Annotated in this window: 31 protein-coding genes and 2 pseudogenes; 5 read left to right on the top strand and 28 right to left on the bottom strand. The window is 45.0% G+C overall.

The genetic code is table 11. The annotated features are described in order from the left end of the window. Positions 1–43: 43 nt before the first annotated feature. Positions 44–154, top strand: a pseudogene (locus KQI_RS28530) (GNAT family N-acetyltransferase); the annotation flags it as partial. A 134-nt stretch (positions 155–288) separates the two neighbouring features. On the opposite strand, the gene KQI_RS0114285 reads toward KQI_RS28530, so the two are convergent. The 3 genes from KQI_RS0114285 to KQI_RS0114275 form a co-directional block, all read right to left on the bottom strand. Then, positions 289–699 (bottom strand): NUDIX hydrolase, encoded by a 411-nt coding sequence (locus KQI_RS0114285; RefSeq protein ID WP_010347471.1) that lies wholly within the window; start codon positions 697–699, stop codon positions 289–291. A 331-nt stretch (positions 700–1,030) separates the two neighbouring features. Next, positions 1,031–1,243: a helix-turn-helix domain-containing protein gene (locus tag KQI_RS0114280; protein WP_010347470.1), complete on the bottom strand. Its 213-nt coding sequence runs from the start codon at positions 1,241–1,243 to the stop codon at positions 1,031–1,033. A gap of 338 nt (positions 1,244–1,581) precedes the next feature. Continuing rightward, positions 1,582–1,827: a helix-turn-helix domain-containing protein gene (locus KQI_RS0114275; RefSeq protein ID WP_010347469.1), complete on the bottom strand. Its 246-nt coding sequence runs from the start codon at positions 1,825–1,827 to the stop codon at positions 1,582–1,584. Positions 1,828–2,115: 288 nt separating this feature from the next. Between KQI_RS0114275 and KQI_RS0114270 the strand changes: the two genes are divergently transcribed. Next, entirely contained in the window at positions 2,116–2,415 is a 300-nt protein-coding gene (locus KQI_RS0114270) for a DUF6809 family protein (RefSeq protein WP_241763919.1), read from the top strand. 391 nt (positions 2,416–2,806) lie between these two features. Here KQI_RS0114270 and KQI_RS0114265 read toward each other — a convergent pair whose 3' ends face one another. Genes KQI_RS0114265 through KQI_RS0114255 form a run of 3 tightly spaced genes read right to left on the bottom strand, consistent with a single transcriptional unit; the run spans position 2,807 to position 5,042 of the window. Continuing rightward, positions 2,807–3,559 carry an amino acid ABC transporter ATP-binding protein gene (locus tag KQI_RS0114265; protein WP_010347466.1) on the bottom strand — a complete coding sequence of 251 codons (753 nt, stop codon included), beginning with the start codon at positions 3,557–3,559 and terminating at the stop codon, positions 2,807–2,809. A 15-nt stretch (positions 3,560–3,574) separates the two neighbouring features. Then, positions 3,575–4,234 carry an amino acid ABC transporter permease gene (locus KQI_RS0114260; RefSeq protein ID WP_010347465.1) on the bottom strand — a complete coding sequence of 220 codons (660 nt, stop codon included), beginning with the start codon at positions 4,232–4,234 and terminating at the stop codon, positions 3,575–3,577. Between the two features lie 40 nt (positions 4,235–4,274). Then, positions 4,275–5,042, bottom strand: a complete 768-nt coding sequence (locus KQI_RS0114255) for an amino acid ABC transporter substrate-binding protein (RefSeq protein ID WP_007428999.1) — start codon at positions 5,040–5,042, stop codon at positions 4,275–4,277. An 822-nt stretch (positions 5,043–5,864) separates the two neighbouring features. On the opposite strand from KQI_RS0114255, the gene KQI_RS0114250 reads away from it, so the two are divergent. After that, positions 5,865–6,995 carry a Fic family protein gene (locus KQI_RS0114250; RefSeq protein ID WP_010347464.1) on the top strand — a complete coding sequence of 377 codons (1,131 nt, stop codon included), beginning with the start codon at positions 5,865–5,867 and terminating at the stop codon, positions 6,993–6,995. A 128-nt stretch (positions 6,996–7,123) separates the two neighbouring features. Here KQI_RS0114250 and KQI_RS26905 read toward each other — a convergent pair. From KQI_RS26905 to KQI_RS29270, 19 genes and pseudogenes are all read right to left on the bottom strand, one after another. Continuing rightward, positions 7,124–7,444: pseudogene (locus tag KQI_RS26905) on the bottom strand (VWA domain-containing protein); the annotation flags it as partial. A gap of 10 nt (positions 7,445–7,454) precedes the next feature. After that, the gene (locus KQI_RS0114240; protein WP_010347462.1) at positions 7,455–8,000 is read right to left on the bottom strand and encodes a hypothetical protein; all 546 of its coding nucleotides are present in this window, start codon (positions 7,998–8,000) and stop codon (positions 7,455–7,457) included. Between the two features lie 337 nt (positions 8,001–8,337). Beyond that, positions 8,338–9,438, bottom strand: coding sequence for a toxic anion resistance protein (locus KQI_RS0114230; protein WP_010347460.1), 1,101 nt, complete (start codon positions 9,436–9,438; stop codon positions 8,338–8,340). A 101-nt stretch (positions 9,439–9,539) separates the two neighbouring features. After that, positions 9,540–10,220, bottom strand: coding sequence for a hypothetical protein (locus KQI_RS0114225; protein WP_010347459.1), 681 nt, complete (start codon positions 10,218–10,220; stop codon positions 9,540–9,542). Positions 10,221–10,278: 58 nt separating this feature from the next. Continuing rightward, positions 10,279–11,310, bottom strand: a complete 1,032-nt coding sequence (locus tag KQI_RS0114220) for an ATP-grasp domain-containing protein (protein WP_010347458.1) — start codon at positions 11,308–11,310, stop codon at positions 10,279–10,281. A 16-nt stretch (positions 11,311–11,326) separates the two neighbouring features. Next, positions 11,327–12,163 carry an HAD family hydrolase gene (locus KQI_RS0114215; protein WP_010347457.1) on the bottom strand — a complete coding sequence of 279 codons (837 nt, stop codon included), beginning with the start codon at positions 12,161–12,163 and terminating at the stop codon, positions 11,327–11,329. Then, complete coding sequence (locus tag KQI_RS0114210; protein WP_010347456.1) at positions 12,160–13,311, bottom strand: cysteine protease StiP family protein; 1,152 nt, start codon at positions 13,309–13,311, stop codon at positions 12,160–12,162. Before KQI_RS0114210 ends, KQI_RS0114215 begins: the two co-directional genes overlap by 4 nt. Beyond that, positions 13,308–14,648 carry a phosphoribosyltransferase family protein gene (locus tag KQI_RS0114205; RefSeq protein WP_010347455.1) on the bottom strand — a complete coding sequence of 447 codons (1,341 nt, stop codon included), beginning with the start codon at positions 14,646–14,648 and terminating at the stop codon, positions 13,308–13,310. The genes KQI_RS0114210 and KQI_RS0114205 overlap by 4 nt, the downstream gene beginning before the upstream one ends. Before the next feature lie 52 nt (positions 14,649–14,700). Then, on the bottom strand, positions 14,701–15,876 hold the full coding sequence (locus tag KQI_RS0114200) for an HpcH/HpaI aldolase/citrate lyase family protein (protein WP_039774435.1): 1,176 nt from the start codon (positions 15,874–15,876) through the stop codon (positions 14,701–14,703). 166 nt (positions 15,877–16,042) lie between these two features. After that, complete coding sequence (locus tag KQI_RS0114195; protein ID WP_010347453.1) at positions 16,043–16,777, bottom strand: TerC family protein; 735 nt, start codon at positions 16,775–16,777, stop codon at positions 16,043–16,045. 26 nt (positions 16,778–16,803) lie between these two features. Beyond that, positions 16,804–18,057, bottom strand: coding sequence for a TerD family protein (locus tag KQI_RS0114190; protein ID WP_010347452.1), 1,254 nt, complete (start codon positions 18,055–18,057; stop codon positions 16,804–16,806). 101 nt (positions 18,058–18,158) lie between these two features. Beyond that, complete coding sequence (locus KQI_RS0114185) at positions 18,159–18,740, bottom strand: TerD family protein (RefSeq protein WP_010347451.1); 582 nt, start codon at positions 18,738–18,740, stop codon at positions 18,159–18,161. 31 nt (positions 18,741–18,771) lie between these two features. Beyond that, entirely contained in the window at positions 18,772–19,347 is a 576-nt protein-coding gene (locus KQI_RS0114180) for a TerD family protein (protein WP_010347450.1), read from the bottom strand. A 44-nt stretch (positions 19,348–19,391) separates the two neighbouring features. Beyond that, the gene (locus tag KQI_RS0114175) at positions 19,392–19,985 is read right to left on the bottom strand and encodes a TerD family protein (RefSeq protein WP_010347449.1); all 594 of its coding nucleotides are present in this window, start codon (positions 19,983–19,985) and stop codon (positions 19,392–19,394) included. Positions 19,986–20,012: 27 nt separating this feature from the next. After that, entirely contained in the window at positions 20,013–20,459 is a 447-nt protein-coding gene (locus KQI_RS0114170) for a tellurite resistance TerB family protein (RefSeq protein ID WP_010347448.1), read from the bottom strand. 282 nt (positions 20,460–20,741) lie between these two features. Continuing rightward, the gene (locus KQI_RS0114165; protein WP_010347447.1) at positions 20,742–21,689 is read right to left on the bottom strand and encodes an ATP-grasp domain-containing protein; all 948 of its coding nucleotides are present in this window, start codon (positions 21,687–21,689) and stop codon (positions 20,742–20,744) included. Between the two features lie 37 nt (positions 21,690–21,726). After that, complete coding sequence (locus tag KQI_RS0114160; RefSeq protein ID WP_010347446.1) at positions 21,727–22,269, bottom strand: YcxB family protein; 543 nt, start codon at positions 22,267–22,269, stop codon at positions 21,727–21,729. A 72-nt stretch (positions 22,270–22,341) separates the two neighbouring features. Continuing rightward, the gene (locus KQI_RS29275; protein WP_241763918.1) at positions 22,342–22,632 is read right to left on the bottom strand and encodes a hypothetical protein; all 291 of its coding nucleotides are present in this window, start codon (positions 22,630–22,632) and stop codon (positions 22,342–22,344) included. Continuing rightward, positions 22,625–23,008 carry a WXG100 family type VII secretion target gene (locus KQI_RS29270; protein WP_241763917.1) on the bottom strand — a complete coding sequence of 128 codons (384 nt, stop codon included), beginning with the start codon at positions 23,006–23,008 and terminating at the stop codon, positions 22,625–22,627. The genes KQI_RS29275 and KQI_RS29270 overlap by 8 nt, the downstream gene beginning before the upstream one ends. A 199-nt stretch (positions 23,009–23,207) precedes the next feature. Between KQI_RS29270 and KQI_RS0114150 the strand changes: the two genes are divergently transcribed. Next, positions 23,208–23,990: a Cof-type HAD-IIB family hydrolase gene (locus KQI_RS0114150; protein WP_010347445.1), complete on the top strand. Its 783-nt coding sequence runs from the start codon at positions 23,208–23,210 to the stop codon at positions 23,988–23,990. A gap of 86 nt (positions 23,991–24,076) precedes the next feature. Then, on the top strand, positions 24,077–24,865 hold the full coding sequence (locus KQI_RS0114145; RefSeq protein WP_010347444.1) for a formate/nitrite transporter family protein: 789 nt from the start codon (positions 24,077–24,079) through the stop codon (positions 24,863–24,865). A gap of 85 nt (positions 24,866–24,950) precedes the next feature. Here the strand turns inward: KQI_RS0114145 and KQI_RS0114140 are convergent, their stop codons facing one another. The 3 genes from KQI_RS0114140 to KQI_RS0114130 form a co-directional block, all read right to left on the bottom strand. Beyond that, the gene (locus KQI_RS0114140; RefSeq protein WP_010347443.1) at positions 24,951–25,196 is read right to left on the bottom strand and encodes an HPr family phosphocarrier protein; all 246 of its coding nucleotides are present in this window, start codon (positions 25,194–25,196) and stop codon (positions 24,951–24,953) included. Positions 25,197–25,352: 156 nt separating this feature from the next. Further along, positions 25,353–26,210, bottom strand: a complete 858-nt coding sequence (locus KQI_RS0114135; protein ID WP_010347442.1) for a DL-endopeptidase inhibitor IseA family protein — start codon at positions 26,208–26,210, stop codon at positions 25,353–25,355. 110 nt (positions 26,211–26,320) lie between these two features. Continuing rightward, positions 26,321–26,554 (bottom strand): hypothetical protein, encoded by a 234-nt coding sequence (locus KQI_RS0114130; RefSeq protein ID WP_010347441.1) that lies wholly within the window; start codon positions 26,552–26,554, stop codon positions 26,321–26,323. Positions 26,555–26,652: the final 98 nt, after the last annotated feature.

The following is a 26,652-nucleotide window of genomic DNA, read 5'->3' as shown; positions in this document are numbered from 1 at the left end:
CGTACTAAGAGATCTAATGTCTATTTTAAGGGGTACACTTCAGTATAAAAAACTGGGGTTTGAGATCGAAGGTATATTAAAAAAGGACAGAATTCTGTCCTTTAGCAAGTACCATAACACGGTTATGTGTTCCGAAAAAATTTTTTTAGACTGAAAAATAAAGTATAAAGCTTGCCGATGCGTCACTGCTCCACGTTAGACTCAGGGGTTAACTGGTACAAACATATACTAGCATGTTGTCTCTTAAAATAGTAAAAGCAATAGGTTGCGCTATCGTTTCCCGTTAGCTTAGCCTTGGAAAGTATAAATTGAAGAGTATTTAAGTAACTTTTGTACACCAGTAGGATGGTAAGGCATTAATTCATTAGCCCTTTGTATTCCTACCCATTCTACTCCCGAAATTTCATTTTCATCTTGTATTGAAATTTCTCCTTTTATAATTTTCGCTTTAAAGGTTATAAATAAAGCGTGATGTCCCTTCTCCTTAAAAAATGCTTCATTTACTGCTACGATATTTTCAACTTCAATTGTTAAACCAGTTTCTTCCTTAGTCTCACGGATAACTGCTTGTTCGAGAGGTTCTCCTATTTCGACTGCACCACCAGGAAGAGACCAACTGCTCCCTTGGTTATTAACCATCAGAATTTCTTCCCTATCTTCGTTATAAATTAATGCATATACGACATCTACTCTTATCATATTATCGCTCCAGATTATTCGATTTAAGCGGTTTTAATATCCAAATTATAATATACCTTTATTCAACTATCCTGCCTGTTAGTTCAGTAAAAAAGGACGCTCCCGGGCCTTCGCTTGGGCTACGTCCTCCTCATTATATTCCATTTCCAATTATTAATTAAAAAAGATACACGGGAGCATGTAGTATTTTAAAAAGATTCTTATCTTAATCTAAGCACAAAGAAAACACTTTATTTTCTCGGAACATTATGATGGGACGATTCAATGAATATTCCAGCAATAAAGCTCCTGTGAATCATCACGGGAGCTTTACTCTGCATGTTATGCCTTTTTACTTGTAACGTTTAGGATTATCTGTCTGATCAAGAATAAAGTCGATACTCACCTTGTGGAAATCCGCCAATTTGATCAAAACAACGCTTGGCACGTCCAGGTTCCCATTTTCATATCGGGAATAGGTTGTTTGTGAGATTTGTAAGAAGTCAGCCATACTTTGTTGTGTTAGGTCTTTGTCCTCACGTAAACTACGAATTCTCTTATACACTGTTCATCACCCAAACAAAGTTTACAACATGCGAAAACTGCATATTGATTTTTATGCGTTTTTCGCATAAAATTATTTATTTGTCTTTAACTCATATAAACAAATCAGTTTCCATAGGGAAGCGTGATGAAAAAGATATGTAATATGGTAAATGGCATCCCAAATACCCGTTGGCGAACGTTGTTGCGGAGTGCAGGAAGATTGATTCACCCAATAAATCAATTCATATGCAAAAACTCTCAATTAGAACAGACAGATTCTCCTAAATTCATTTTATTAAAGTTAAATATTTTCCTACAAAGTGTATAACAAATATTGGAATAAAGCTCCTGCGGTCATCAAAGAGCTTTATTTTGCATGCTATTCTTTTTACCTGTACAACGTTCAGAGTTATCTGTCTGACCTAGAATAAAGTCGATACTCACCTTGTGGAAATCTGCTAATTTGATTAAGACAACACTTGGAACGTCCAAACTCCCATTTTCATATCGAGAGTAGGTCGTTTGTGAGATATTTAAGAAGTCGGCCATGCTCTGTTGTGTTAAGTCTTTGTCCTCACGTAAATCGCGAATTCTCTTATACATTGCTCATCACCCAAGTAAAGTTTACAATATGCGAAAACTGCATATTGATTTTTATGCGTTTTTCGCATAAAATTTATTTAAAGAGTACAACAAGTAGAATAAGAACGAAGTGGGCGGAATGGTGCTGTACAAGCGATAGCGTTCGCCTTTGTGTCCGGATTTCAACCTTCTTAGCTTGATTAAGAAATCCGGACACAACAGCGATGGGAAGCACCATCCGACCACGTAGTGGCGCCGTATGTACATCTTTAGCTCAACTTATATAAATAATCAGTATTCATAGGGGGCATGATGAAAATGATTTTGGAGGACATGTATTATGGGAATTGGCGTCCCAGTGAACAAATTAAGTCAACCGACCCTGAGTCTCAAAAAGTGAACCAAAAAATTAGTGAATATATGGAGATGCTAAAAAATAAATTACCCGCAGTCGATTTTGAGCATATTGAAGCCATGTTTGATTTATTAAGCGAGTCAACTTCCCTGCACTCCGCAGCAGCGTTCATCCATGGATACCGAACAGGGGCAATGACGATGATTGAAGTATTTAGCGGTGAGAAAGAATTTGTTGCGGGTAATGAGCTATAAGAAAAATGATGGAGAAAAGAGTACTTTACTTTTTACACTGACAAGCTATTTCGTTGCCATCACTTTATTTTTATCCGCTATCAGCTTAAGGATCGGGGCCTTGAGCCTGGTTTGCAGTAGGCCCTGCAACTGCAAAAGGGAGATAGCGCTTTGCCATCTCCCTTGCTCTTATTCTTACTCACACTTCCTGCTTAAAAACATGTTACTTGTACAGGTGGTCGGTAAGCGGAGCGGGCAGAATTGTTTTGAAGAAGCGGAGCGTTCGCCTTTATCCCCGGATTTTCACCTTTAAATTTCTATTCCAATGAAAAAATCCGGGGATAACAGCGATCGGAAGAACAATCTGCACGCGCAGCGCCTCCCCGACACGCCCAAACAAGCAACTATGTTTTTAATCCCCCACCCGATTCAAAAACACCTTCGTCCGCTCCAGCTGCGGATTGCCAAAAATCTGCTCCGGTGTACCGGATTCCGCAATTTCGCCATTGTCCATAAAAATGACGCGATCCGCCACATCTCTCGCAAAATTCATTTCGTGGGTCACGATGACCATCGTCATGTGCTCCTCAGCCAGCTTTTTGATGACCCGCAGCACCTCACCTGTCAGCTCGGGATCAAGGGCCGAGGTCGGCTCGTCGAATAGCAAAATGTCGGGATTCATCATCATTGCCCGGGCAATCGCCACCCGTTGCTTCTGTCCACCCGACAATCGGGACGGATACGCATCGGCTTTATCCGCCAAGCCGACTTTAGCCAACAGCTCAGCGCTTTGGCGGCGCAGCTCGGCCTTGCTTACCTTTTTGACCAACTTTGGAGCGAGCTCCAGATTATCCTGCACTGTCAAATGAGGAAACAGATTAAAATGCTGGAATACCATGCCCATCCCGGTGGTAATGCTCTTAATATCGCCTGCCGGGGCATAGAGACCATTTTCCACCAGTGCTTTATCATGAATGCGGATTGTCCCACCCGTCACATCCTCCAGATGAACCAGGCTGCGCAGCATGGTACTTTTGCCTGAACCTGAAGGACCGATGACGGCTACAACCTCCCCCGCCTTAACGTTAAAGCTCACTCTTTTCAGAACATCGAGCTTGCCGAACGATTTTTTTAAATCGGTTACTTCAATTGCGTTAGTGTTCATATCCCGACATTCCTTTTACTCAAATTTAAAGCGTTTTTCCAGTGCCCTGAAGAACAGCGTCAGTGCCAAAGCCAATAACAAATAAATAATAGCCGCTACAACATAAGGTACAATCGTAAAATCACGATTCACAGCCGTATTCGCAAAATGCAGCAGTTCCGGTACGGCCACCGCATACAGCAGCGCCGTATCTTTCACCAGCGTTGTCGCCTCATTAGTGACCGCAGGCAAAGCAATCCGTACCATCTGTGGCACAATGACTCTAATCAACGTCTGTGACTTGCTCAAGCCCAGCACCTGCGAAGCCTCGTATTGCCCTTTATCAATCGACAACATCCCGCCTCTGAAAATTTCGGCGAAATAAGCCGCATAATTCAGCACAAATGCCAGTACCGCAGCCGTTGTCCGATCCAGTACCAGATACTCCCCAATGACAGGCAACATCGGCAGACCAAAACAAAAGAACAACAATTGCAGCAAAAGCGGCGTGCCGCGTATAACATAAATGTACGTATGCATCAGCCAAGCAACAGGCTTAATCCGGCTTTTCGCCAGCAACGTAACGATAAAACCCAGCGGAATGGACAGGATAAGCGTGATGAAAAATAAAATAACCGTCATCTGCGCCCCTTCAAGCATAGGCTTCACAATTCGCAAAATATATTCCATACTCATGACCTTCGACTCCTAAACCCTTAGTTCAATACATTACGTATTAGTTCAATACTTTATCTTCACCGAACCACTTTTTCGAAATTTCAGCCGCTTTTCCGTTCTTGTGCAGCTCATCCAGAGCGGATTGCAGCTGCGTCAACAGCTCTTCATTGCCTTTTTTCACGCCGATGCCGTATTCCTCAGGAGCCAGCGATTCATCAAGCAGCTTATACGTGCCTTGTTCCTTGGACATATAATATTTGGCAACAACCTCATCAATGACAACCGCATCCAGACGTCCTGTCTTCAGGTCCGTCAAAGCGAGAACGTTATCCGGGAACTCGGATACTTGCTTCAATTTGCTTTTGATCGGGTTTGCGTCCAATGCATCGGCAGCCGAGGACAACGTTTGAAGACCTACGGTTTTGCCCGCCAGATCGGCCAGCTTAGTAATACTGGAAGCAGCCGGAACGACAATAACCTGACTATTTTTCAGATATGGCTTCGTGAACAGCACTTTTTGCTTGCGCTCATCGGTAATGGTGTATCCATTCCAGATCAGATCAATACGTCCGCTGTTCAGCTCAGATTCTTTGGAAGACCAGTCAATCGGCTGGAATTCCACTTGTTTGCCCATTTGTTCTCCAGCCGCCTTCGCGTAGTCTATATCAAAGCCGGTCAATTCGTTATTTTCATCTCTAAAGCCCATCGGCGCAAATTTATCATCAATTCCAATAATCAACTTGCTGCTATCCTTACCGCCGGAACATCCGGCCAGCACGATCATAATCAATCCAATCATCATCGTAAACATGGCTGCTTTTCTCATCTTTTTCCCCTCCAACAATGGTGACCCCCGTATCCCAAAACAGGCGGCAAACGCTTTAGTTCGTTAACACGTTATCAGAGTATCATCATAACATACCGCAGGATACTCGTCGAGAGGAATAAGCGGAATGTTAGCCTTATAAAAATGGAAAACCTGTGACGAAAATTTGACTAATGTTCTATAATGTAAAACTTATGTACGCCCCACGCCAATCCAAGGTACTACAGGCGGAAAACGAACGCTTGCGTTCCGGTGAAGCTCTATCGGCCTGGAAAACGTCCATACTCCGTCACCTCAAGGTGTATACCTCGGGGTGCGGGACGGGGCTTGTGCTTTGCTCGATGATTTTAATGGGGATGGGTTAGGCGTATGAGAAGCTTTCTTGCGGTTGGTAGGCGCTGCGCGTGCAGATTGTTCTTCCGATCGCCACCGCCCCCAGATTTTTATTATTGTATAAAACTTGTAAAGGTTAAAATCCGGGGACAGCTTATGCTTACGATGCGAGCTTTCCTTCGGAAAGCTTTTAACCGAACGCTCCACTTCTCCAGAACAATTCTGCCCGCTTCGCTGGCAACCGCCATTAATGCTTCTATACGTTTTAGAGTGGGTGTAGTAGTTTGAACGTGGTAGTCCGAGGTGATTAACTTGGACTACATTTTTCCTAGAAACTAATAACTGAAAAACAATAAAAGAGAGAGCTCCGCGAAGTTTATTCGTGGGGCTCTTTTTTTAGTGATTTTTCATTAAAATCACTAATTATTATTTGATTTGCGGTAATTTAGCGGTAAATGTGTTAAAATACAATTAAGAGGGGGTTTTATTATGTTTAAACCGAGATATACTATTACGTCGTCAATGATTAATAACTTACTGAAAATAGAACGCTCCAGCGTAGTTGTAGAACAGCTTCCACTTCCGGCAACGATTCTTGAGGAATTAAAAAAAGAAGCTCAAGAAGTTACTGTACTTCTTTCAACCAAAATGGAAGGTAACACACTGGACAATGAAGCCAAGCGTAGGGTTCTTTATAAATCCAGTAAAAATGATGAGGAACAAGAAATTTATAACTTGATGAAGGCAATTGAATTTCTTGATGAGTCGGAGCAGCGTGAACTGCCTATTACCGAGGAATGGATTAAAAAACTGCATGCTATCATCAAAGTAGTACATGGGCGGAGACCCAAGCTAAGCGAATACCGCAATGAACAAAACAAAGTTGGCGACCGCAATCAGACAGGCTTTTATCTCCCACCGGAGTCTCAAGATGTTCCTACTCTGATGGAAGACTTGATTGCATGGATCAATTCACCACACAATGTGAATTTAGCTGTTCCGATTCAAGCAGGAATAGCAATGTGGCAGTTTCTAACTATTCATCCGTACATGGATGGCAACGGACGAACCGCTCGTATGATCGCCACATACATTTTGCGTAGAGGGGGTTATGGTCTGAAAGGGTTGTTTGTCTTAGAAAATTTCTATGATCGAAACCTGAGTGATTATTACCGTGCATTGCAAATGAAACTTTCCCATAACTATTATTTTGGTCGCAATGATGCAGATATAACCCTTTGGTTAGAATACTTTTTGAATGGATTAGCCGAAGTATACTCAGAAGCATCAGAAATTGTTCGACAAAAAAATAGCGAGATGCTCAGGGTAGAACCTGAACTGATCCGTAAACTGGACATACAGCAACGCTCGCTATTCCGTCAATTGGTATTTAAGCAAAATGCCTCTTCAATAACTGAGATTTGTAGGTTATTGGATGCTGGTGAACGGACGGTAAGAGAAAAAATTAAAAGGTGGATTGAAGAAGGCTTCCTGGAGCCAAAAGATCCAGAAGCGCAACGTATTCGTACTATCATTCTTTCAGCCCAATACGAAGAGCTTGCCGTCGATATTCGCAATGAATCAGAAAAATACCAGTATCTTTTGGGTAGTGATGACTAAATGGGCAGTAATCACCATGGCTCACTATGCTAACACGAGATAGATAACGAAAAAGAGACAGTCTGTGGGTTTGAACTGTGATCCGCAAGATGGAAACTTTGAAAAAAAGTGACCTTCTCGCGGGTCACTTAATAAATATACTTTTCCTTTGCTTCTTGCAGCCATAACGGGAACTCGTTCAGCAGTAGTTCATATAATTCATTGTCTTCCATAGATTCGATAGCTTGAATTTGAAAGAAGTTGGCGTTATCTACCACGCGGCCTTTTATATTATCGAGCTTTTTTAATACACCAAAATCAGACTCACCCACACCGACAAATTGCCAGAAAATCGGTTCCCCCGACGAATCAATGACCGCATTGTCGATGTTGTCTCCTTTTCCACGCTTCACACCACCATCATTAATAAAAATAACAAAGGCCGGATCAGCAGAAGGCTCTTCCTTGGTACCGTCTACTCTACCATCTGCGTCGTTCGTCGCCTCTCAAGGGGAAGTCGCTCAAATCTCCGAGTTGGTCATGTGCGTCTTTGTAAATTCGGATGATAGCTTGTACCTTGTTAAAATCACTGTCTTCTGGACCGAATCCTTCCATATACATTTTTTGAATGATGTTTTGGAAAAAATCCATACGCTCGCGAATGGAATCCTGCTCGATTTGCAGCACCTCTTCAAAGCTATGCGTCTCCGCAAATTCAGACAGCTCATCGGGCTCCTGTTCTTGATACCGCTCTCCTCTTATTTCTGGATTGAGATCAATAGAGGTACGCAGGGCCGACAATAAAATATTTTCCCGTGCCAGCATGACATGAAAATCTTTGTTCTTAAACAGTTCCGCAACAATCAAACGGCACATTTCCTTATTTTGCAGCAGAATCCCGTCAAAAGGATGCAGTGTCCACACACCGTAATTAAAAAACAAATTGAAATTAAAGCTGCTGCTTCCATACTGATACACAATGTTGATTTTCGATTCGTCGATGATTTCAAATGAAAATTCCAGCATGCATTCTCCTTTTGGATTCCAATATTTAACTCTATCCTATCAGAAAATGCATGGTTTTCAATAAAAAATTTTATTTCATAGAATCATTTAATTCCATTATAGAATCGGCTTTTTCGCTACTGGCAGCCACGAGTAAGTAGACAATCACACACACCAAAATAAAGGACATCATACGCTCGTTCTCTCCTTTGTGTTCGCTTTTTTAAGAGTTTATGCACGAGAATGCTATGTATGTTTATCATGTCCTTTATTGGCCACTGTCAAACCAAAAAAGACGCCTTCAGGGCACCCTGGCGTCTTTTCAATAGGTTAGGTTTATAATTTTAATTGGTTATGATTAGTTCAGAAACGAGCTTAGACCATCGGAGGAATCGTTATTCTTCAGCGTTGCGGACTGTTCTTTCCCTTCGATCCCCAAACGTTGGCTAAGGCTAGCATTAATTGTCGTCATTTTGCTCGTATAATCCTGGCAGCTTTCAATAATTCGACGGTTGGATTTTTCCGATAAATCCAAAGCGGCTACCAAATCACCAATCGCCTGATTCACAGCCTCCAGTGACATAGAAGGTTTGCTAAGTAAATCCGTCGTTCTCTCGGTCGTCGTTTTGAGAAGCTTGGCGTTTTCCTTGAATTGGTCTTCAATGGTGCGATTGGTCGCATCGACGGCTGAAATGATTTTGTCCTGATCGGCCAGCGCCATCGCGATCATAGCCGATACGGTAATCAGATTCGATGTTTTATCAATCGCATTATTTACAGAGTCAATCAGCTTATCATTATTATCATTAATAATATCCGTTGCCGCTATCGCCTGATTATACAACAAAATCATTTCAGTCATCGACTGCGTGCGTGTAACCACCTTACGTAATCCCCGCTCCAGATGAGGCTTACGGTTTTCATTCTCCGGCTTGGCAATCTCCGTCTCGAACAGCTCTTTTAATCGATTGCCAAAAGCAATCTTCGTCTGTAAATTGTAGATTTCTTCAATGGAAGCCCTTTTCAGCTGTCTCATGCTGACAATGTTTTCTTCCAGATTGTCCTTGCCATCTCTTAGGGCAGTAATGATTTTCTCGATGTTCGTCTTAACAGACTGATACTTGTAAATGTAGTTTTTTAGTGGGCTTTTGCGTATAAGCTTGCCAAAAAAACTCACATTTTTACTCTGCTGGAGCGCTTCACATTCATCCCGCAGCTTTAAGATCATGTTCGATACCTCGGCCCGATCACCTGACATGAGATCATTCACCGGGCGGTCCAGCATCCGAAGAGTCTGCCCAGCACGCTCCTGCGTTTTCACTCCCAGCTTACCGATATCATCCATTAAGGTATCCAGGCTCATGACATCGCTTTGTGATACCTTCTGAATCAGCTGTGAAGCCTCCTCGGTCACCTTTTGTTCATCTTCTTTTTTTAATTCAGCCCATGGGGTGGCCATAATGCTACCTCCTATTCTGAATACAACGGTTACCCGAGACAAATCGTTGCTATTCAGGGCAGCTATGCTGCTGATTTTTTATTTTCCTAAAAAATGAGAACTTACAATTCGGAACTGCTGTACCGCTGGTGAATCAGCTCGGCTTTGCTCTGTAATTCCATCAAATCCTTGTGCTCCACCGTGGATACAATCACTGATATTTTGCTATCCACATCTCGCAACCCGTTTAATAATGTCCTCCGGTTGGTCCGCTTGGCTTCGCCGCTGAGCCGAAGAAACGGGTTAATTAGCCCGTTCAGGTCTCTTAAAATCAACCTCCGAACCGTGTGGTTCACTTCGCTATTATTTAATTCATGTAAAAGCGGAATAACCCGTTGCAAACGTGCAAACAGAGCCAGTCCCTTCTCGACAATTTCGTTATCGAGCGCATCCTTCTGTCCCTCAGAAATCACCATATCCTCCAGTACCTCCAGATACTCCATCACCTGAGCAAATTCACTGGAAATCGGGTCTGGTACACGTGGTTTTCCTGTTGTAGACTCTGATGGAGCAGAAGCTTCCTGAACTGGCTGCCCTGGATCAGCAACCTCCTCCTGTACGATCGGAATCACGGAACCGGTCAGATTGGGACGAGGATGGCGGAGAGACATAATGGCGCTATATCCTCCTAGAGAAATGACCGGAATTGCCAAACATACATACAGTGGCAACCAATAACTCAGTAAAAGCGCAACCAGATAGCTGACCACAGCAATGGTGGTGCCCCACATTTTTGACGTCATAGCTTGTACCTCCTGACGTAAACCCTTACCATATTGTAGAAAATACACTCTACATGTGTCAATGTAAGGATTTACGTATGGTGATCGGTTGCTCGATATGACTGGCTAAAATGTCGTATTGCGGATAAAGTGGACCGACCTCATTACCCAAAGCCGATTTCACCGCCAGATAAGGAAAATTGATGCCGGACAAGCATGATACATGGAGCCCTCCGGACATCCGCGGATTGATTTCTAGCAGCTTGGGACGCTCGCCGTTATATTTTACCTGAATGTTATAATTGTACGGAATGTGATACGCCTCAGCCACCTTATGCGCCACATCCAGTAGCTCGGTATGCTGTTCCAGCAGCCGCAATCGTCCTCCTGCCTTTCTGCGCGGAACTGCTGCCAGCAGCTTCCCCTCCCGGTCAGCCAGGCAATCAATACTGTATTCGTAGCCCTCCAGCAGCTCCATCACCATCAGGTTGGGGAATGACTCTGTGGATGACAACACACGATGTGCCTCCTCGAAGGAAATATGGTTCAGCGCATGGCCGAACAGCTCCTCCAGCGGATTACGTTCGTTGTCGATAATACGAAAGCCCATTCCGCCTTCTGCATTACATGGCTTGAAGCATACCTTATGCCCGCGTGCTGCTAACGATTCATAAGCCTCTTTAAACTGCTCTGCATTGCTGGCAATGGCATAATCCGGGATCGCGACAATGTCTTTTTGTCGAATGGATTCATAAAATAAATCCTTTTCCATCAGTTGCTCCAGCAGTTCGGTATCCCGGCAGACAATTACCTTGGTTCCAATATCGTCGAACAAATGAAGATGCCTACTGATATCAAGCATATTCCAGCGTGGAATAAATACATCAATTGCGTGACGTCTGCAAAAATCGGCGCAAAAACGTGCATACTCCACACCACTTGTGCATGGCTCCACTTCAGCTACATCACTGGCCTGCAGAGCCATATGCTCAGGATCTGAGTGGGTCGCATAGATTTCGAACGGAATACCGTCCTTATTGTTACGAATAGCATTCATATAATGATACGCCACTGAAAACCAGCGGTTAAAATACACCTTGACCTTCTTCACAGAGCTACACCCCTATCTATTCTGAAAATGAAGCTCGAGTTGCAGACACAATCCGGTGTATTTCATAAACATACGCCATGATTTCGTCCGCCGCATAAGCACCTGACAACTCCGTAAAGCTGTAATTGACCTCCAACTCATCCCGTAGCTGTTCCCTGTACAGCTCACCGTGACGCGGAGCAATTGCATAGTCGGCATAGTCCAGCAAGCAGCGATCCAGCAATGAGTCGCCGGACGCCACAACAGGTCCACCGTCTGTAAGATGACGAATATGCTCCACGGCTGCCTGCTTGTTCACGGCAGCAGGCACAAGATACACCTTTCGTCTCTGAATGGATACCTCCCAGCCCATTTCACGCATGATTCGTGCCTTCTCCAACACCTGCTCCAGCGGCATACGATCCCGTTCAATCACAAAAGCATAAAATAACTCGTCGCAGAAACGCTCATTTACAACCCAGTCCTCATGCAGTACCTGTCCGAACACTTGACGTGCTTCTTCCGCATCGGCACCCTCTCGGCGTACTTGTGCGTGAATACGCCGATTCCACTCTCGATCTACCTCGCCCCCGACGATGATGTTACCACCATTGCTCGTCACGGCATAAGCTGGAACCAACTCTGTTTGAAATACGGTGATCCGTCGATACTGTGCCATCGTGCGAGTTGTCACAGGCATAAACATGATATTTTCCGGCAGCGTCTTCAGCAGTTGGAGGGCCTGTGCTGAAATAAACGCCGCTGTTGCGCCGTCAATGTGTTCCGCAGGCAACAGCCCCGCGGACTCCAGCGGTACGCCAAGCGAACGTTTGGAGTATATCAGCGTCTGATCCAGGTCGCTTGCATAAATCATCCTTGTTCCCCCTTGAGTGGCTTGATAATCCCGCAGCAGGAATAGGTCAATCCCTCAAAAACCTCGACAGGTACGCCACGATCCTGTGCCAGCAGCATGATATGACGGAGATTCGGATTGTCTTCACGATTAATCAGGATTTTCCACGGCACTCTGCGCAGCAGCACACGGGTCGTCTCCCCCACACCGGGCTTGACCAGATTGATATCCCGAATACCAAAAGCCTTTTGAATGGACTCGATATCCCGCAAGCCCTGCCATGTCACCGCAGGTGGATTCAATGTCATCTGTTCAGCATACGCAGCGGCAGTTGCAGCCACCTCTTGAAAGTAACCCGAAACCGTATCTACAAACGTATTGGACTGATCCACTGACCGCCAGGATTCATAAAATTTGGCCCCATGAAAATCGTCCGGACCTATCAGATCATCGCGCAATACCGTCCGGCTCATCAGACCCGATACGGTCGAATTCAGACAAGCACTCGGGATCAAATAATCCTCCCGTGTACCGAAGGTATCCGAGCATCTCCCTGGATCGGCCAGCACCGCCAGATCATCATTCAGACGCAATCCGTAGTCTGCGTTCATCTCACGACAAGCCTCGATCAGCACCTGCCGAATCGCTCCTTTTCCCGTCCAGCCATCTACAAACTGAAGCTCTATATCCAGCCCATGCTGCTGTAAAATATACAAAATGGCATTCCGGTCAATGCCTTTGCCGCGAATAATGGAAATGCTGTAATGCGGCAAGGAAACGCCATACTTCCAGTCAATATAACGCTTGATCAAGATACCGATGGGCGTTCCCGCTCGGGCAAGCGAAACAATTGCCGTGTTTAGCCCCCTTTTTCTTACAATCATCTCAGCCACAGAAGCTGCGGCCAGCGCAACCTTTGCAGCAGATTGGGCAAGTGTTTCGTGAAACAGAGCAATATACTCCGCTGTAGGCTCATATTCCACTGGCAACATTTCGGAATAATGGATACCCGACTGAATCGCCTCTTCACGATCCTCCGTCCCTTTTTCCAACGTAACACGACTCAAATCCTTCAATAAGAAAGTGACATCCGATGCAGGATAGCTGCCTAACGGCTCGGGCGGATGAATGTTCTTTTGCTGTATTTGCTCCATGAGTACTTGCTTCATATCCGCGCTCCTTTACTCTCCTGGCTAGTTAAACGGTTAAAATAAACCACATGTACTTTATCGCAGCCCAGGCGGGTCAAAGCATCCAGCATAGGCTGCATTCGCTCTGGGTTCGACTCCCTTTCCAGCAAAACAAATATTTCGTCATACTGACCGGGGTCTACATTATAAATAAAATTGCGTACTGTATTGTCATCGGGCGAGGGATAGGTCACACCACAAGCTACGCCATACCCTTTTTCTCGATGAGGGTAAACCGGGCTGCGTGTCGTGGACTGATAAAATACATTCGGGCCTAACTCTGCTGCAATCCGCATGGGAATATACATGAATTCACCCGTACCCATCACCAACGTGCGCTGGCCTGAACGAAGCTTGTTCAATCGTTCTGCTGCACGCGTAATTTCTGCATTCAACGCCGTATTATCAGCGGATTGCAGGCCAAAACGGCCTGTATATTTCAAATAAGGCACCATATTGGCGTACCCGTCCGTTGAGATGGAGCTGTGCAGTATTCGCTCAAAACTGAAAGCATTCTTTTCAAAACAGTGGTCAATTATTCCAGAAGCTTCTGCCGTATCCTCGACCAAGCTAGTAGCAGCATGTTCGGTATGTCTGGTCTGTCCAGCGTATTCTACGTGATCCAGGATGGGAGATCCCAGTAATTGGATTTTACCTTTGAGCAAACTTAAAGGCGTAATCGTAATACCCAGCTCTGCCTCCAGATCGGTGAAAGCTTGCTCATCGCTGTCTGTCCGCCAATCCAATAACGAAGCAATCACATATTGCTTCCTTGGAAAATGCGCCTGAATATCCCGAATGATATTAAGGGTCGTTTTACCTGTCGTAATCTCATCATCTACCAGCACAATGGGACCATCTCCGGCAAATGCATGCTCATCCAGTGCATAGCAGCGATGATCAACAGCATGCGAATGCTCTTCTTCAAACCGAATGATCGGCAGAAGGTTCGGAATATCCTCACGCGTCGTATGAATATACGAAGCACCGTCCGCAAACACATGGTACATACTGTGTCCCAGTGCCGTAGCCGTCTCGGCAAAACCAACAAACTTGATGGGCTCGGCAAAAGTTAAACGCTCATTCATTAGCCTTCGATAGGCTTCTTCCGCATATTCCACGTTCAGAAGCCCTTTTACGGCTTCTCCGATGAGCTGATCCATCTGTTGTTCCGTATGTGGGACAAACTCCTTATACAGCAAGATTGCCAGCGCCGCACCACTGAGCAGAGAGGTGTAAGGATTCACTGGAATATGCTTGCCCAGTACCTTGCTGACAAACAAAAACGCACGCTTCTTGTTCACCCGTGCCGCCATTGCAAATAGCTTGTCCACAGGAAGGTGGAATGGATTATGTGTCTCGGTAATTTTAACGCTGAACTGCTCCAAGATGGGAAGCAGATGTGTTTTCGTGTTTGGGTAAGAGACTGACAAAATGTTGTTGTTCATGTAACACCCCGTATACTTTTGATCTACTAATAATACGATGAGCCCAATTCAGGTGTGGCTTAATTTCATTCATTTTGTTGGCATAAGTGCTTTTGAACACACCCAGACTACCGTCATTACGCTCCATAATGGCGAGGGCATCCATATACTCCTCATGTGTCACCACGTACATGGCCTGTACCGGCTTAATATGGGAGGGATGGATGATCGTTTTGCCGATAATCCCGTTCTCTTTGTCCATCATGACTTCCCGGATCAGTCCGTCCATCGCATCTGAAATAAAGTCCATCCGCAGGTTGCGTCCCCGCTTGCCAAATGCATCTTCGAAAGGCGACACTCTTAATTGGGGTTTAAATACACGTTCCCGATGAGAGAAATATTCCCATACAGGACCGGAAATGACATAATCCGAGCCCACCCGTCCAAACAGGTTAATAATATCCGCAATGCAATCCCGAATGACGGCAATTTCATAGATTGTAATATCCGGACTACGTCTCAAACCAAACAGGCTGGAGAAATCAGTTGCTCCAATGCGCACATTTAGTACATACTCCTGATACTCGTCCAAAATCTCTTTGATCTTCAGTAGCTCTTTCCAGCGCGTTTCCCGGTAAATGATTTTGGAGCTTTCGAGAATTGGTAAACCATACAATATAGGAGCATTAGCCGCTGTACCCATACTCCGGTTATATTCGGCAAGAAGTGTAAAATACGCCCGACCATTATCAGAAGAGAACTTGGGCAAAACAAAGCCGGTCAGCAGTGTTAAAGATTCTCCCAACCCGCTCAGCAGCCGTTCCAGCTGTTCCACAGAGCGCACACGTACAAACAGCAGCGGCAAGCTCTGTTCACTCATCACACCTGTCCGTACATACGACATGAGTTGAAGCAACTGCTGCGCCAGTGATTGTTCCGCCTGTCCGACCTGCTGATCTCCTATAGCATCCTCCAAATCCAGCATGACCGTCGTTAATCCTTCGTGCTTTCCGTTTTTGATCTCTTCCGCTACCTCCGAGCGGGTCGCAGGCATATACAAAGCCGCACCCACAGCATATGCTAATATACTTTTGGGAGAGCGGTTATGAAACTCCACTGGTGGCGTACAAAAGATCGCTTCTATTTCCTCAAAGGTCAAATCATTAAAATATTTCAGGGCCTTCTCCTCCTCCTGCTCTTTCTTGCCTGACTGAAGCCCTGTGCCTCGGGTATAAAAGAAATCCCCCCTTAATTTCAGGAGGGATTTCGCTATACTTTGTACATTAAGCCTCTTTGTCGGCCTTTTTCTTTCTTTTTGCCGAGCTCATAACCATCGTACCTACAAAGACGGCGATCAAAATGCCGAAGAACAAGAGTTGCGGCATATGAAAGCCAAAAGCAGCAGCCAGCATTTTACCTCCAATAATGGCGATCAATATAAAGGCTGTCTGTTCCAGTTCCGGAAATTTATCAATGAGCTTGAGAAATACTTGAGCAACACCACGCATCATCAGAACGCCAAGAACACCACCCAGGAATAAAACCCATACTTTCTCGCTCACACCAAAAGCGGCGATGACGCTGTCAATACTGAAGGCAATATCCATCAGTTCGACCATTAATACCGTTTTCCAGAAGGAAGTAGGCTTGTTTTTCACTTCTCCGTCTGCTTCGGATTTGAATAAGCCCTTATAAGCAATATAGAGAAGATAGGCCGCGCCCAACACCTTGATTAACGTGAACTTGATAAGGAATGTACCCAAGCCAATGGCCAGAAACCTAAATATATAGGCACCCAAAATCCCGTAAAACAAGGCTCTCTTCTGTTGCTCCTTCGGTAAATGCTTAACCATAACCGCGAGAACCAAGGCATTATCCGCCGACAAAAGACCTTCCAGCAAAATGAGAGTACCAATAATCCCCCAGCTCACCGGGTCAGTAAGTGTAGATACAACATCACTCCATGAAAAGAAGTGACCGTAGTTCTCGCTGATATTTCGAAATAAATCATTCAACATGAAAAGAGTGCCTCCGATAATTCAGTTTATTTACTACCCTGCGACCAGCGCATGCCCCAGTTATGTGCACGGTCCAACTCACGATGACCGCCATAGAACTGCACGAGTCTCTCAATACTGAACGTTTCATCGTTCACATTCTGGATCATGGCAATTGCACACATTCCCTTGCGGTTGTCATGTTCATTCAGATGAACGATAATGTCCGGACCATCCTTCTGGTACAGCGTGACCACCCCGTCCGCTTGTGACCAGTTCGTGACTCCTTCATAAATGAACGTGAATACCAAAATTCGCTTGATCTCAGAAATTTTAGCGCCATTAATGCGGAGATTTTCCCCTGTTTTCACAGAGCCTGTACGATCATCGCCATCCAGGGCAATGTACGGGAAGCGATTCAGAGAACCAAAAACTTCTCCGAGCGCCTGAACAACACCTTTATCTCCGTTCTTCATCTCATACAAGCAGCCCAGATCCAGATCGACACCCTTGGAGCCACGACTGAAGAAGCCCTTGCTCTGCTGCACCTGATTCCAGTTCAGGTTGATCAGGATTTCACCTAATCCACCACTGGAGCCCTTCTTCAGATTAATGGTATCGCCCTTTTTCTTCAGTTCAATTTTCCGCAAATTCAGATTCACCGGAGTTGCAGGTGGCTCTGGCTTTGGAGCCGGAGGCGCCGGAGGCGGTGTGGGCTGAGGAACTGGAGGTGGTGTAGGAACTGGCGCCGGACTATTTTCCACTTCAATTCCGAAATTTCCACACAACGCATCCAATCCACCGGAAAAACCCGCGCCAATCGCGTTAAACTTCCATTCACCGTTATGGCGATACAGCTCACCTATAACAATAGCCGTTTCGACTGTAAATCCACTGTCCAAATTAAAGCGCAAAACCTCTCCGCTAACCGGATGAGCAAAACGTATAGATCCGCCTTGAACCTGTCCAAAATTTTGCCGTTTTTGATCCGCATCATAAATGGTAAGCGTAAACGCAATCTTCTCAATATGTGAAGGAATTTTGGTTAGATCCAGGGAAAATTGTTTCTTGTCACCGGACTGTTGTCCATCTGAATAAGTGATAAAAGGGGTGGTCGGATTATTGTAAAAGATCAGATCCTCATCGCCCGATACTTTTCCTCCGGGACCCAGTAAAAATGCGGAAGTATCCAGCTCCAGAGCGGCTGGTGACTCCCATCCGATCCCTACATTGACATGGGTCAAACCCGGATTGGTTTTCGTCAAATCCGCCTTCTGTCCCTTTACTACGATAACAGCCATGATTGTGTCACCTTTCTGTCCGTTTGTCATGTGTCAGCGTACGCCATTCCTGGCTTAAAAAGAAAGGGCAGCGCCCCAATGGACACCACCCCAAGTGGATATTACTGAGCGTCCAAGCCATAGTTTTTAGCAAGCGCACCCAATCCACCAGCAAAGCCGCTACCGATCGCCTGGAACTTCCAATCCGCATTGTGACGGTAAAATTCACAGAAAACCACGGCCGTTTCGGTGGAGAAATCCTCACCCAAATCGTAGCGCAGCACTTCACGATCTGTAGCCGCATCTACCACCCGTACAAAAGCATTGGACACTTGTCCAAAGTTTTGCGCACGTGCCTCATAATCATAAATCGTAACCGTGATCCCGATACGGTGGATGTTCGCTGGAACTTTTGCAAAATCAACAATAATCTGCTCGTCATCCCCGTCGCCCTCACCTGTGCGATTATCGCCCGTATGAGTAACAGCCCCGGCTCCACCGGTTGGATTGTTGTAGAATACAAAATCGTCAGCTGCCTTCGCTTTACCATCTTCATACAGCAGGAAAGCCGAAGCATCCAGGTCAAATTCAGCGCCACCACTATATTTATTGGTATCCCATCCAAGACCTACGACGACGCGAGTCAAGCCTGGATTTGTTTTGGTCAGATCAATACGTTGTCCTTTGGAAAGACTAATAGTCATACCGCATACCTGCCTTCTTCGTATAGATTTTTTAAGCCAAACCGTAATCGCGTGTCAGCCCTGCAAGACCATCCTGGTAGCCGCTGCCAATCGCATTGAACTTCCACTCACCACTATGACGATATAGTTCACCTACCACAACGCCTGTTTCGATCGAGAAATCTTCCCCCAGATCAAAGCGAACCAATTCTTCATTATTTGCCTCATTTACGATACGCGCATAAGCACGGGACACTTGCCCAAAGTTTTGGCTGCGTTCTTGTGCCTCATAGATAGTAATCGTAAATGCGATCTTTTCTACGTTAGCAGGTACGCTGCTCAGATCAACTTTAATTTGCTCGTCATCTCCGTCACCGTCACCTGTACGGTTATCTCCGGTATGAACGACAGAACCGTTCTCATTTTGTGGATTATTAAAGAAGACGAAGTTCTTTTCTGTTTCCACTTTACCGTCCGCATTCGCCAAAAATACGGATACGTCCAAGTCAAAATCTTTACCGCCATCGTACTTATTTGTGTCCCAGCCGAGACCAACCGTAATTTTGGACAATCCTGGGTTTGTTTTCGTCAAATCAATTTTTTGACCTTTAGATAAGTTAATTGCCATGAGTAAGAACCCCGTTTCTCATTAGTTTTGTATGACAATAAAAATTACATGTAACGCCGAGCCAGCACATCAATATGTTCGGCATGGGTGCCTTCACCGATTGCAGCAAACTTCCATTCGTTATTATGACGATAGAGCTCTCCACAAACCAGTGCAGTCAGTCCTTCATAATTATCAGATAAATTGAACGTCACCAGTTCCTTGGAGTTCGCGCCGTCCAGAATGCGGATATACGCTTTCTCGATCATGCCAAAATCCTGTTTCCGGTTGACGCAATCATATATATTCACAACAACAAGCACTTTGTCGACATTGGCAGGAATACGTGCCAGGTCAATCGCAATTTGTTCATCATCGCCGTCACCTTGTCCGGTCAAATTATCACCGGAGTGCACGACAGAGCCGCATGGACTTTTTTTATTGTGGAAACACACTACGTTGTCCGACTGAGTCAGTTTCCCGTTTGCGTCCAACAAAATAGCAGAAGCATCACAATCAATATTGGGTTGCTTCTTAAAGCCAAAAAATCCTTTGGATTGTACCGGGTCCCATCCCAATCCTGCTATAACCTTGGTTAGTCCTGTATTTCCTTTAGTCAAATCAATTTTCTGACCCTTGACCAGATTAATTACAGCCACTAATTAACACACCTCCTTCCGTAAAATTTACAGACTAAATTCAGATGGATTCAAGCCAAGTACGCCGCAAATTTCAGCAACAATTCGTCGTTCATCAGCATCAAAGTCACCATCAGCTGCGCCAATAGCGCTACACACACCAACGACGAGTCGGCCTACCTCAGGCTTAGCTTTCAATTTACCAATCGCTTTTAATGCTTCCTGTTTACCGATTTCAGGCGAAAATTCAAAATTCGACACATAGTGATTGAAACGGTTGATGACCTCTCCCATATCAAACACTTTCAATTCCTCACTGATATTTATGTATCCGGCCATTTTTGTTTTCTCTTCCGGACTAATCGTACCGTCTGCAAATGCCACCAACGCACAGCCCGCAACCACAGCTTCCATAAAATCTTTATTCTTAAACTTCTTAACTTGATCTCCAAGTCCCTTTTTTGTTGTATTCAGCCAATTTTTAAATGTACTCATATTTCCCTCCACAATTACGTATTTGGGTAAAATTCATCCTAGTTAAATTCTTCCTTTACTATAACCTGAATTACGATCTTTTTCTACAATAATATACAGAAATACGGTAAATCCGATCTACTTTTTTTAGGCATCATCCCTATCATTAGTCCTATTTTTTTTGCTGCAAGAGTCAATTCCATTATCCACCACTCGACACTCCAATTGCAAATTCATAGATTGGGTAGGATTTCCAGAAACAAAAAGGCGCAGCCTTCCAATCCAACAGAAGCACTGCGCCTTCTACCATAATCCGCGGTTCATCACAGCTTTTTTCAAGCTTGTATAAAACGCTTCGAGGTCTGTGTGTTCCGGCAATCCCGAAACCTGTCCGTCCCCTAATTCTATAATGATCCATTGTCCCGCTTGTGTACGAGCAATATCCATAGTGAAAAATGGACTCCGCACCTGACCTGCTATCTTTATAAAGTCTTCCAGATCTGACCGAACTTCCTCATACGCCACTTCATCCCAATAATTAACCATAAATATTGGCTCCCCAAACATAAAGAAAATACGATATTCCTTGGACAAGGGCATACCACTTTTCGGGTGATTCGCTAGAAACTCCAAGTTTACGAATTCCCTTAGTACAATCCCACCATTCATTTCTGCTCCCTGAAGTTCAACAAACCGACGAACCACACGTTCCACATGCTCCTGATCTGACGCATCTGGAATATAACAGGCCTCCAGCCAATCATGCTTCCGTGACTTAACAAAATCCTTAACCATTAATGCAGATGTTCCAAAAGACTTGGCCGCCTCTTGAATATACGCTGTAGTTAATTGGTCCCGCTCCAGACACACGCTGCGTGGCGTAAATTCCTGAATTACCGGATATGAATCAGGGAAATAGTGACAGTTCCTATAACTCTCAGCGCTTGTCAGCATCCTGATCCGAAATGTCTCCAATAACGCAGTCCAGGCTTCATATGCTTTGGGCCTTAACATCCATCCACGGTATAGTGCGTTCACATGCTCGTTTCCCCGCTTAGCAATCTGCTCTCGAATCCTCTTGGGAACAATAAAAGGCGCAGTACCTGCACCTGCCAGTTCACCCTGAATTATATTATCGTAACTAACCAGCCCTGTATCAAAACCAAGACTGCGTGCAACCTCATATTCTTCACGGAAATCCATATCCACACTTTTTGAATCCAAAGGGTCGCTGCAAAATAGAAGATGCATATGATCCCTCCCTATGCTCAGTTTTTATTTAACTTTGTCATTTTAACTTGTTCATTTTATCTATAAATTTATAATCCCATTTCTCTGATCCAACCTGGGTTTTCAACAGTTCTTTGAACCGCCGACGCTCTAATCTACTTGGAAAAATCCGCTTGGGAACCAATACAAACTTATGATGAGGCAGCAATATAAAAAAGGCAGTCAGCGTATTAATGACCCCCTTTACTTCATCCCAGTTGTAACCCGCAGAGTATGTAAAATGGAGGCCCTCTTTTGAAAATTCATATTCCTTTTCAATAGGCCATTGTGGATGATTAAGATAGTTGGCTTTCACTTCCTTGATAGTAAAAAAAGGAATTACTATAAAAATTAAGCATGGAAAGAAGAACGCCGCTATCGTATTAGAAGCAACTTCATCATCTATTATAATCTTGTATGTAGCCATGATGACCATTAAAAACTGAATTGATGCGAAAAGCCTAAGCCCCGTAGACTTCTGATACCTCATACAAAAATTGAACAATAGGATATCTTTCAAAGTCAGCCTATACTTGTACTGTAATGTCTCTAATTCTTGCATATTATGCTCCTTCGATGTTGTAAGCTATCTATTAATATATCGGTTTTTAGAAAAAATGAGTAAGCAAAAAATCTACAGACTTCTCCGATTAGCGAGTTTTAAAAGTCCAACTGTTGCTCGCTGATTTCCAGAAAAAAGGCTGTAGATGGTATAGATATTGTCACTGAGCATACCGCCACCGATGCCGACGACGTGTTCTCCCCAGCCTGCGGATGCGCTGGAACTAATGCCCGAACCTGCGTCACCATTGCCAGTCCTAAGTGGCAAAATAAGGCCTATTCCATATCCGATGACGGTCTGGGCCGTTTTACCTAGAGTGTGTTCTCCAGCAGATTGGGTATGGGTTTGAAACCCATTAGTCATGTTTGTCCTGCTTGGCGTCGTCAGTGAAGCCTTCATCTTCTTCATTATCCGTCGGCGCTTCACTAGAACTCATCGCCGCTGCCAAAGCTGTCCAGAAGCCACGTGTGCTCTCGCCATCCGCATTCCTGAACTTTGAAGCGATGCTTTTCAGCTCAATTTCAATAGATTGAATCTTGCTTAATGCAGAAGAAAGTGTATATTTAGCTGTCCGATAGTCGTTATAAAAGCGATTTCTCTCCATGCCATCCCATTGGCTGTGAAGGTTGTTCATTATGCGATCCAGACCGTTCAGCTGGTTATACAGTGTGCCGTGGGCATCGGCAAATTGGGAGGCCACACTATCCAACTGCTCCGGCGAGACCTGGATTTTTGTCATGTTGATCACATCCCATCTATGAAAATAGGAGATAGACGTTCTATTTTACAATAATCCTTATTTCATATTGTAAGCTATAAAAGTCAGGTATTCATGAGGATTTATACGTATTTGTGTATTCATAAGCAGTTCCTTTGATATAATGAATCCATATGAGTCAATTTCGACAATAACATTATTGAAAGTCAGGTGCAGGGATATGACAGACAAAAAAATCATCTTTTTCGATATCGACGGTACATTGCTGGACGATAACAAGAAAATGCCGCTAACGGCAAAAAATGCTGTCTTTGCTTTGAAGGAGCAAGGGCATGAGGTAGCCATTGCAACAGGCCGTGCGCCTTTTATGTTCAAGGAAATTCGCGAGCAGTTGGAAATTGATTCCTATGTCAGCTTTAATGGGCAATATGTCGTGCTGCGCGGGGAAGTCGTGGCTACCAATCCATTGAACAGAGAAGCTTTGCAGGTGATGACAGATCTGGCCCTCACACATAATCATGCTCTCGTATATATGGATCATATGGACATGAAGGCCAATATTCCTAACGATGAGCTTGTGGAGAAATCGGTCCAAACGCTTAAGGCCAAAATTTCGGTTGGGTACGATCCACTCTATTTCCAGGGAAGAGATATTTATCAGACGCTGCTGATGTGTACGGCAGAAGAGGAGCCGTTTTATGAAACGGTATTCAACGCTTTTGATTTTGTACGCTGGCATCCGAGTTCTGTGGACGTTGTTCCTCGCGCTGGCTCCAAGGCGATTGGTATTCGTGAAATCACATCCAGACTGGGCATTGCTGAAGAGAATCAATACGCTTTTGGCGATGGTTTGAATGATGTCGAAATGTTGGCCACTGTACATAATAGCGTAGCGATGGGCAACGGCTGTGATGAGGCCAAGGCTGCGGCCAAAATGGTAACCAAACGCGCAGATGAGGACGGCATTTTGTATGGGCTGCAAAAGCTTGGTTTGTTAAGCTAACAACCAGCCGGCTAACTGGACATGTTTTGGGGAAAATAAGTATGTTTAAAGACTTACATCTGAGAAAATAGGAGGTTGTCTTTGGAATGGAGACGGAAGGCTTACGCAATGTAGAACAGCTAGCCATGAAGAAATACAAAATTTACAAGCAAAGCCTGCTCCGGTATTTGGCACGTTCCATGCTGGCGAGTATGTTCATCGGGTTCGGTGTTATTGTAGCGTTCAAGACGGGCAACTTTTTTTACATGGAGCATTCTCCATTCACTTATCCCATGGCGGCCGTCACATTCGGGGCAGCCATCATTTTGATCGCATACGGCGGTGGGGATTTGTTTACAGGCAACACTTTCTACTACACCTATGCAGCACTCCGTAAAAAGCTGCGCTGGGGGCAGGTGCTTCGGCTGTGGATTGCCAGCTATGGCGGTAATTTGCTGGGTGCCGGGGTATTTGCACTCCTTATTTATTTGACCGGACTATTTGACTCCTCCAGCGTGAACAGCTTTCTGCTGAACGTGGTTGAGCACAAGATGGAGGCGCCTGCAATGCAGTTGTTCTTCCGGGCTATTTTGTGTAATTGGCTGGTCTGCCTTGCCTTTTTTGTTCCGATGTTTATGAAGGAAAACGGGGCGAAAATGTTTGCCATGATGCTGTTTGTATTTTGCTTTTTCATTTCGGGATATGAACATAGCATAGCCAATATGTGTGCCTTCGCGATTGCACTCGTGCTGGACCATCCGGGCACCGTCTCCGTTGCTGGCGTGATTCATAATCTGGTTCCGGTTACACTCGGGAATCTGGTTGGCGGTGTGCTGCTTATGGGGGTTATGTACTATTCGGTGAATCTCCCGTTTCTGGACGAGGAGGAGCATTAAAAAAGAAGCTTGGGAGCTCATTCCCAGGCTTCTTTGCATTACTTTGAAATAGAGTATGCAGTGTCTACAGGTGCTATCTTGCCTTTTATCCTTCTTGAGCAGGAAAATGAATAAACTCTTCCAGTTCCTTAAACAACTTCTTCGGATTGACGTTATCAGGTACAACCAGAGTTAGCGGCTCATCCAGCTTCAGCACGTACATGCCCAGAATGGATTTGGCATCTGCCATACCGCTTTTGCCATGAATCCAGATATCGTAGGTATAATTGGATACGATTTGATTGATCTTCTCAATATCCTTAACGTTTTTTACCTTAATGGGTGTCATCATTGCACAGCACTCCTCTGTGTTGAATTAGAGCTTGCCAAACAAGCCTAACATCACTTTACCGTATTCATGAAGAATCTTGCAAAATTATAATTTTAGAAAATACTTAAAATGGAAAATATCCAACTTAGAAAACGGCTAATCTAAAAAATGGCTAGTCTAAAAAATAACGTGCGGCGCAGAGCTGATTTTCCAGTAGCTGCCGACCTTTTCGAAGTTCACGGTGATTTTTTCGTTCGCCTTCTTCGTTTCCGCCGGGTAAGGCACGGTCAGCAGATAGCTGCGCTTCACCGGAGTCATCGTTACCATTTTCGCCGTCGCCCGGTTAAACTCTAGCAAATTACCGCCATCTGCATCCAACTGCGCCAGTTTACCGTTGATTTCAACAAAAAATTTGCCTACAAATTGTTCACTCGCCTGCTTGGTATAAGCCTGCGTCAGATAGTTGATCAGCTTGGTCTTGGTGCCGATGTCCTCGGACAGGTAACGGTAGCTTTTGCCGTTCCGTTGGAACGACTCACCCACCGAGCTGCCACCGCTGATCGCGTACAGATAACGTGACTGTGCCTCCAGCACAAGTGGAATGGCACTCTCGTGATTCAGCTTGTCCAGCTGCGTTGGCTTCACACTCGTAGCGGCAGCTGGCGCTGATGCCGATGGCGGCTGCGGAGTAGATGGCTGCGCAGTCGACGGCGCGGTTGGAGCAGCTGCTGGCGCCACCGACGCGGACGAACGCGGTGCTGGCGCGGACGGAGCTGCTGGTGCAGTGGCTTTGGCGGAGCCTGCGGCTGCAGACGGGATCGAGGCTGCCTGAGCCGATGGGGCTTGTGCCGGGGCCGGTGGCGTAACCGACGCAGATGCTGCTGGTGCTGGCACCAAGGCCGGGACGGTGGCGGACGGACTGGCAACGCCCGGTTGCGTCGCTTCCGCTGGAGTGGGCGCGGCGGCTGCGGCTTGCGCTACGCTCAAAAGTGTAGCTGCGATGCACAATGCGGACAGCTTCGTATTTATTTTCATCTTAATATACCCCCCATAAAAATATGCCTGTATAAACTGCACACATTTCTATTATAAGAATCCCGCGTCGTGATTGGGTTGCTAAATTGTTTCTATTTTCCTTTATTTGCTCACTCGGCACGAAGTTTGTCCATATTTGCCCTGCATGGCTCTTCTGGCTGCTTGGCTTGCTTTGCCTCCATCTCTTCCAGGGATTGTGACAGTTGCTTAACAGATCGGTCAAGCTGCTCTAATCTGCGGCTGAGAGTGACAAGAATATATTTTAACAGAATCAAACTTAACGCAGCAGGGAATCCGACATTGGTTACAAGCTCAATCATGCCTTCGGTCGTTAGAAAAGTCACATATCCCGCCTCCTTTTTCATGCGTATGTTCTATTGATAAGAACTAATGTTCCCATTTTTAAGAAAATCATACTTTCTCTTTTGCCTGGTATGGAAAA

The sequence above is a fragment of the Paenibacillus peoriae KCTC 3763 genome, assembly GCF_000236805.1.
GTDB lineage: Bacteria > Bacillota > Bacilli > Paenibacillales > Paenibacillaceae > Paenibacillus > Paenibacillus peoriae.
This window is presented reverse-complemented; position numbering and strand designations above follow the sequence as displayed.